6 protein-coding genes are annotated in these 7,087 nt (G+C 68.2%); 1 reads left to right on the plus strand and 5 read right to left on the minus strand.

Annotated features, from left to right (window positions below; genetic code table 11):
• The 5 genes from BFN01_RS11840 to BFN01_RS11860 all read right to left on the minus strand — a co-directional run.
• On the minus strand, nucleotides 1–643 hold a 643-nt coding region (locus BFN01_RS11840), incomplete at its 3' end, for a metal ABC transporter substrate-binding protein (protein WP_177243862.1).
• A 153-nt stretch (nucleotides 644–796) separates the two neighbouring features.
• A complete protein-coding gene (locus BFN01_RS11845; protein ID WP_071644559.1) occupies nucleotides 797–2,470 on the minus strand; it encodes a glycoside hydrolase family 13 protein in 1,674 nt (557 codons plus the stop codon).
• Between the two features lie 99 nt (nucleotides 2,471–2,569).
• Nucleotides 2,570–3,472 (minus strand): carbohydrate ABC transporter permease, encoded by a 903-nt coding sequence (locus BFN01_RS11850; protein WP_071644560.1) that lies wholly within the window; start codon nucleotides 3,470–3,472, stop codon nucleotides 2,570–2,572.
• A complete protein-coding gene (locus BFN01_RS11855) occupies nucleotides 3,472–4,383 on the minus strand; it encodes a carbohydrate ABC transporter permease (protein WP_071644561.1) in 912 nt (303 codons plus the stop codon). Before BFN01_RS11855 ends, BFN01_RS11850 begins: the two co-directional genes overlap by 1 nt.
• Nucleotides 4,380–5,684 (minus strand): ABC transporter substrate-binding protein, encoded by a 1,305-nt coding sequence (locus BFN01_RS11860; protein WP_071644562.1) that lies wholly within the window; start codon nucleotides 5,682–5,684, stop codon nucleotides 4,380–4,382. Before BFN01_RS11860 ends, BFN01_RS11855 begins: the two co-directional genes overlap by 4 nt.
• A gap of 99 nt (nucleotides 5,685–5,783) precedes the next feature.
• On the opposite strand from BFN01_RS11860, the gene BFN01_RS11865 reads away from it, so the two are divergent.
• Entirely contained in the window at nucleotides 5,784–7,001 is a 1,218-nt protein-coding gene (locus BFN01_RS11865; protein ID WP_071644563.1) for an ROK family protein, read from the plus strand.
• Nucleotides 7,002–7,087: the final 86 nt, after the last annotated feature.

Raw genomic sequence — 7,087 nt, forward strand, 5'->3', positions numbered from 1 at the left:
CCCCGGGCAGCGGTTCGGTGATGAACACCGGCGTGCCCTCGAGCGTCGTGTGCAGGGCGTCGAGCTCGCCCTCGATCCCTTCGAGTTCACCGGCCAGCTGCTCGGCCGCCGCGGCGTACTGCGCCTTGCCCGGCGGGTCGATCTCGGCGAGGTCGGCGGCGATCTGCTCGGAGACGTGCGAGACGGTGTGCACGTCGAACCAGACGTGCTCGTTGAATCCGTCGATGTGCGCGTGGCCCTCGTGCTCGTCGGCATGCTCGTCGTCGGCGACGACGGCATCCGGGTAGTCGTGCGAGAACTCCGCGGCCGTGATGACGACGGCATCCGAGCCGGCGATCAGCTCGTCCATGAACGCGTCGTATCCGCCGCCGTTCTCGATGACGAGGTCGGCCTTCTGCACCGCGAGACGATCGCGGGCGGTCGCCTCGTATCCGTGCGGATCCTTCGCCGCGGAGTCGATCAGACTGGTCACCTCGACCCGATCTCCGCCGATCTCCGCCGCGAGCTCACCGTAGACGTTGGTCGAGGCGACGATCTGCAGCGCGCCACCGTCCGCATCCGCATTGCCGGCGGTGGCCGTGCATCCGGTCAGGGCGAGAGCGGATGCGGCGGCCAGGGCGAGGGGCAACAGACGCGACTTCATGATCGCCAGTCTAAATGCTAATGAGAACCATTCTCAACTCGACGACGGTCCCCGGCTTGACGGTCAGCGAAGAGCGGGTCGGCGAGGTCAGAAACGTACGCGAACACGACGATTCGCGTACGTTTCCGACCACTCACGCCCGTGGCAGAGGGATCAGGCCTTGAGCCAGGCGGTCGCCTCTCCGGGCAGGGCGCGGGCGCGAAGCGGCTGGGTGGTCAGCACCACGGCATCCGCCTCGGCGCCGAGGTCGAACGGCTCGGTGCCGAAGTTCGTCACCACCTGCCAGCCGTTCGGGCGCGAGAAGCGCAGCACGTCCGCGCGTCCCGTGTCCTGCCACTCGAGCCGCTCCTCCGTCTGCAGTCGACGGCGCAGGGTCAGGGCCTCGCGGTAGAGCGAGAGGGTGGATGCCGGATCCGCGGCCTCGACATCCACCGCGTACTCGGCGAACCACGACGGCTGCGGCAGGTGCGCGCCGTCGGAGCCGAAGCCGAACGACGAGCCCTCGGCGGTCCAGGGCAGGGGAACGCGGCATCCGTCGCGGCCGAGGCCGTCGAACTCCGCGCCGCGGAAGAAGGCGGGGTCCTGGCGCTGCGCTGACGCGATGTCGGCCACCTCGTGCAGGCCCAGCTCCTCGCCCTGGTAGAGGTAGGTGCTGCCGGGAAGCCCGAGCAGCAGCATCGTGGCCGCTTCGGCGCGCCGACGTCCCTGTTCGCGGTCGAGTTGATCCTCGGGGCCGCCGGCGGCCACCCACTCCGTGCCCTGCTTGACGCGCCGTCCGTTCAGCGGTGCGAGCCCGTAGCGGGTCGCGTGCCGGGTCACGTCGTGGTTCGAGAGCACCCACGTCGTCGACGAGCCGGTCAGCTCGCTCTGCGCGAGGTTGACGGTGATGAGGCTGCGGAACTGCTCCGCGTCGAAGTCGGCCTCCAGCAGGTCGAAGTTGAACGCCTGTCCGAGCCCTTCCGCCGAGGCGTAGCGGGCCCGTCGCTCGGGCGTCTGCACCCACGCCTCCGCGACGGCGGTGCGCGGCGGATCGTACTCATTGAACACGCGGCGCCATTCGGCGTAGACCTCGTGCACGTCGTCGCGGTCGGTGATCGGATGCTGTCCGGTGGTGCTGTCGATGGCCTCCAGCTCGGCACGGCTGGGCAGCGGCTCGGTCAGATCCTTCGTGAGCATGTGGGCGACGTCGATGCGGAAGCCGTCGACGCCGCGGTCCGACCAGAACCGCAGGGTCTTCACGAAGTCGGCGCGCACCTCGGGGTGCGACCAGTTCAGGTCGGGCTGCTCGACGGCGAAGTGGTGGAAGTACCACTGGCCGTCCTCCACGCGCTCCCACGCCCCGCCCCCGAACACCGACACCCAGTCGGTGGGCGGCTCGCTGCCGTCCGGACCGGTGCCTTCGCGGAAGATGTACCGCTCCCTGGCAGCAGAGCCCCGTCCCGCGGCCAGCGCCTCCTGGAACCATTCGTGCAGGTTCGACGAGTGGTTCGGGACGATGTCGACGATGACGTGGATGCCGCGCTCGCGCAGCGCCTGCACCATCCGGTCGAACTCCTCGAGCGTGCCGATGCGGGGGTCGACGTCGCGGTAGTCGGCCACGTCGTAGCCGCCGTCGGCGAGCGCGGACGGGTAGAAGGGGCTGAGCCAGACGGCGTCGATCCCCAGCTCGGCCAAGTAGTCGACGCGGGAGAGGATGCCGGCGATGTCGCCGATGCCGTCGCCGTTCGCGTCAGCGAAGCTGCGCGGGTAGATCTGATAGACGGCGGCCTGGCGCCACCAGGTGGTGGGGTCGGTGGCGTTCTGCTCGGCGAGGGACGGGTCGGTCATGAAGCTCCTTGTCTGGCGGGTGGTCTGGTCGGTCTGGTGGATGGATGGGCCTGGAGGGTCGTCGGGTCGGCCTGGAGGGTTGCGGGTGGCGCCGAGGCGTCAGCCCTTGACGGCACCCTGGGTGACGCCTTCCATCACCCATCGCTGGGTGAACAGGTAGGCGACGATCGCGGGCGCCATCGCCATCAGGTACGAGGCGAAGGCGACGTTGTAGTTGTTGCTGAACTGGTTCTGGAACAGGTTCTGTCGCACCGGAAGGGTCTGCAGGTTCGGGTCGGAGATGATCAGCGACGGCATCATGAAGTCGTTCCACGCGTATAGGAAGGCGAAGATGCCGACCGTGGCGCTCATCGGAGCGAGCAGGGGGAAGATCAGTCTCCAGAAGGTCTGCCAGGTGGTCGCGCCGTCGATGCGCGCGCTCTCCTCGAGCTCGATCGGGATCGATCGCAGGAACGCGGTGAACAGCAGCACGCTGAAGCTGAGCTGGAACATCGTGGCGAGGATGATCACGCCCATCGGGTTGTCGAGCCCGACCCGGCCGGTCAGCTGGATCTGCGGCAGGGCGACCACCGGGAACGGGATGAACATCGCCGCGAGCAGGTAGAAGAACGAGTACCGGAAGAATCGGCGATCCCAGTTGCGCACGATGGCGTACGAGGCGAAGGCGGCGAGCACGATCGTCGCGATCACGGTTCCGGCGGTGACGGCCATCGAGATCGCCGCGCCGACAGGGAACCTTGTGAGGTTCCACGCCTGCACGAATCCGTCGACGCTGAACGGCGCGGGCAGCGAGAACGCGTTGCCGTCGACGGCCTGGCCGGTGGTCTTGAACGCCATCGAGATCGTGACGTAGAGCGGCAGCAGCACGGTGACCGCGCACAGGAGCAGGATGATGGTGCCCGACCAGTTGACGCGCTCCATCTTCTGACGCTGTCGGCGGCCCTCGGGTCCGAGGACGATGGCGGTGGTGGATGCCGTGGTGAGAGCAGGCTGGGTGGTCATCAGAGCGCATTCCTTCCGCGCGTCAGCGAGAGCTGGAGCAGGGAGATGAGGACGGCGACGATGAAGAAGATCGTCGCGTTCGCCATCTGGTAGGCGTAATCGCCGCCGTTGAAGCCCGCGATGATCGTCATCGCGACGCTGCGGGTGGAGGTGCCGGGTCCGCCGTTGGTGAGACCGACGATGATGTCGTAGGCGTTCAGGAAGCCCTTGAACCCGAGGATGACGTTGATCACCACGTACCCGGCCACCAGCGGCACCGTGATGCGCATCAGCTGCTGGGTCTTGGTTGCGCCGTCGATCGACGCCGCCTCGTACACGTCACCGGGCACCGACAGCAGCCCGGCGATGTAGATGAGCATCGTGCCCGGGATGGCCTGCCACGCCGTGACGATGACGATCGCGACCCACGCGAGGTCGGGGTTGGCCAGCAGGCTCGTCTGCAGCCACCCGATTCCCGTCGCCGCTCCGACCGCCGGGATCGAGTTGGAGAACAGGAAGTTGAAGACGTAGGCGATGATGATGCCCGAGATCACCATCGGGATGACGAAGACGGTGCGCAGGCCGGTCTTGAACCGGATGCGCGAGGTGAGCCCCACCGCAAGCAGGAACGCGACGATGTTCACGACGATCACCGTGGCGATCGAGAACCCGAAGGTGAACAGGTAGCTCTGCAGGATGGCCGGATCGCTGAACATCGCGATGTAGTTCGTCAGCCCGTTGAAGCTCCAGTCGCCGAGCCCGATCGAGTCGGTGAAGCTGAAGAAGATGCCGATCACGCCGGGGACGGTGATCGCCAGGGTGAACAGCACGAGGGTGGGGACGAGGAAGAGATAGTAGATCGGCTCGACGCGGCGACTGCTGCGCCGGCGGGTGCGGTCGCCCTGCGTGATGACCGTGGAGGTGGTGCTCATTCTGCCGACTCCTTCGTCTGGCTGGTGGGCGCCGGGGCGCGGAAGGCGATGCGCGCCCAGTCGGCGTCCATCGTGCGCAGGATGTCGGCGGGGTCGGCCCCGAGCACCATGGCCTGCGCGTAGTTGAAGACGGGGATCGTCTTGGGCACCAGCACCGACGGGCCCTGGTAGATGCGGCCGTCGTCGTAGTACTCGATCATCCCCTCGATGCGCGGATCGTCCGGCGCAGGCGCACCCTCGAGCGGGGTGAACCCGAGCTGCGACGCGTTGTACGCCTCGATGTGCTCGGGCAGGTAGAGGTACTCCAGGAAGTCCCTGGCGGCTTCCTGGTGCCGCGACTCCTCCGGGATCATCGCCGCGAGGTCCATGTTCACCCGCACGGCGAGGTCGTCGGGGTCGTCGGTCATCGGCAGCGGGAAGGTGCCGAGTTCGAGGTCGGGCGCGGTCTTGGCGATCTCGCTGAACGCCCACGGGCCCTGCAGGTACATGGCCGCCTCGCCCCGTGAGAAGGCGAGGTTGCCGTCGCCGTAGCCGCGGCTGGGTGCGTCATCGTTCGTGTACTCGGTCGCGAGGGTCAGCATCCGATCCATCGGCTCGGCGAAGTCCTTCTGAAACGACACCTCCGAATCGGGGCCGACCTCGGTGCCCTCCTTCGCCAGCGCGTCGAAGAAGTCGAGCACGTCGAGCGAACCGCCCACCGAGTAGTCGTACCACCCCTGACCGACGGTCCAGTCGTCTTTGAACGTGCCGTAGAACGGGGTGATGCCCGCCTCTGTCAGCTGGTCGGCGAGCTGCAGCAGCTCGTCCCAGGTGCGCGGCACCTCGAGCCCCTGCTCCTCGAAGATCTGCTTGTTGTAGATGACCGATGCGGCCATCACCGAGTACGGCAGGGCGCTCGTGCGCCCCTCGCACGAGCCGTACTGCGCCATGAGCGGCTGCAGGTCGTCGCGCACGTTCTTCGCCGCGTCGGTGCCGCCGAGATCGCTGAGCGCGCAGCGCTGCACGAACCGAGCGACCTCGTAGTTGTAGTTGGCGAGCATGATGTCGGGCGGGTTTCCCCGGACGAAGCTCGCCGAGACGACGTCGACACCCGAGGTGTCGATCTCGACGCGCACGTCGTCCTGCGAGTCGTTGTAGTCGGCGACGACCTTCGTCATGAACTCGATCGCCTCGCGTTTGCTGAACGTGAAGCGGATGGTCTCGCGGCCGTCTGACGAGCAGCCGACGAGCGCGGAGCCGAGCAGCGCGAGCGCCGCAGCGCTCGCCGCCGCGCGCACCGCGCGAGGAGATTTCACAGACACCGTCGTCCTTTCGATCTGAAGATCCAGAGAGTAAATCTAATCACTAGATCTAATCGCTTGCCGGTACTCTCTCAGAGGGGAGGGAAGAGGTCAAGACCTGTGAGCGATATCTCCGCAGATCTCGGCACCGGCAGAGCCAGCGTCGGAGCGGTGCTGGACTACGCCTGGACCGCGGGAGAATTCACGGCGACGGATGCCATGGCATCCATCTCCATCACCCGATCCACCGCGATCGAAGCGCTCGCCACCCTGGTCGGCGCGAAGATCCTGACGGAGCTGCCGAATGCCAGAGCGGCTGGAGCGTATCGCGCCGGCCGCCCGGCCCGGCGCTTCACGCTCTCCCCCGACCTCGGTGTGGTGGCGGGCATCGACGCGGGCGACACGCATCTCGCGGTCACGATCGCCGATCTGCTCGACACCACGCTCGCGCATCGTCGTGTCGAACTCGACCCCCGGCAGACCCCGGCGCAACGACGAGCCACGATCCTGCAGCACCTCGATCGATCTCTGGCCGAAGCCGGCCAGACCCCCGAGTCGCTGCTGGCGATCTGCGTGGGCGTCGCCGCTCCGGTCGACCGCGACGGCGCCTCTCCGCCGCATCCGCAGGGATTCTGGGAGCGCACCAACCCTGGCCTCGCGGCAGCGCTCGCCGACCGGGCGCCTGTCGTCGAGGTCAAGAACGACGCGCTCGTCGCCGCCGTCGCGGAGGGCTCGCTGGGCGAGGCGGTCGGATGCCGCGACTACGTCGCTCTGCTGGCCGGTGAGCGCTTCGGCGGCGGGGTCGTCATCGACGGTCACCTCCTGCACGGTGCGCACGGCGGCGTCGGCGAGGGCATCGTGTTCGATCACATCATCGGCGTGGGCTCGGCCTTCGGTCTGAGCTACGCGGTGCAGGACGAGGTGCGCGCCGCCGTGACCCTCGGCGAGATCGACGGCCGGGGGCCGGTCGGCGGGCTCTCGGATGCCGCCCGCATCGATCCGCGCACGGTGCTCGCGGCAGCCGCCGCCGGCGATCCGGACGCGGTGCTCGTCTGCTCGCGGGTCGGAGAGAAACTCGCGCGCATCGTGGGCGTGCTCGGCAGCATGTACGACCCCGCGCGCGTGATCGTGTGCGGGGCGATCGCCGAGAGCATCGAGCCCGTGGTCGCCGCGGCGCGCGCCGTGCTGCCCGATCAGCTGCACCTTCCAGCACCCGAGCTGCTCGCGTCGTCGCTGGGCGCGGAGGTCGTCTCGCTCGGCGCCGTGGCGACCGCGCGACGCGCAGCGCGCGAGCGCGCCGTGCCCCTGCTCGCCGAGCGCCGCCTCGCGCGCGCCTGACCCCCTCCTCCCCCACCCCAACCGCTACTCGCTCCGGTATGAGTTCGTGCCGCTTCCCGGTGCAAGAAGCGGCACAAACTCATACC

It is taken from the genome of Microbacterium sp. AR7-10 (assembly GCF_001878835.1).
GTDB classification, from domain to species: domain Bacteria; phylum Actinomycetota; class Actinomycetes; order Actinomycetales; family Microbacteriaceae; genus Microbacterium; species Microbacterium commune.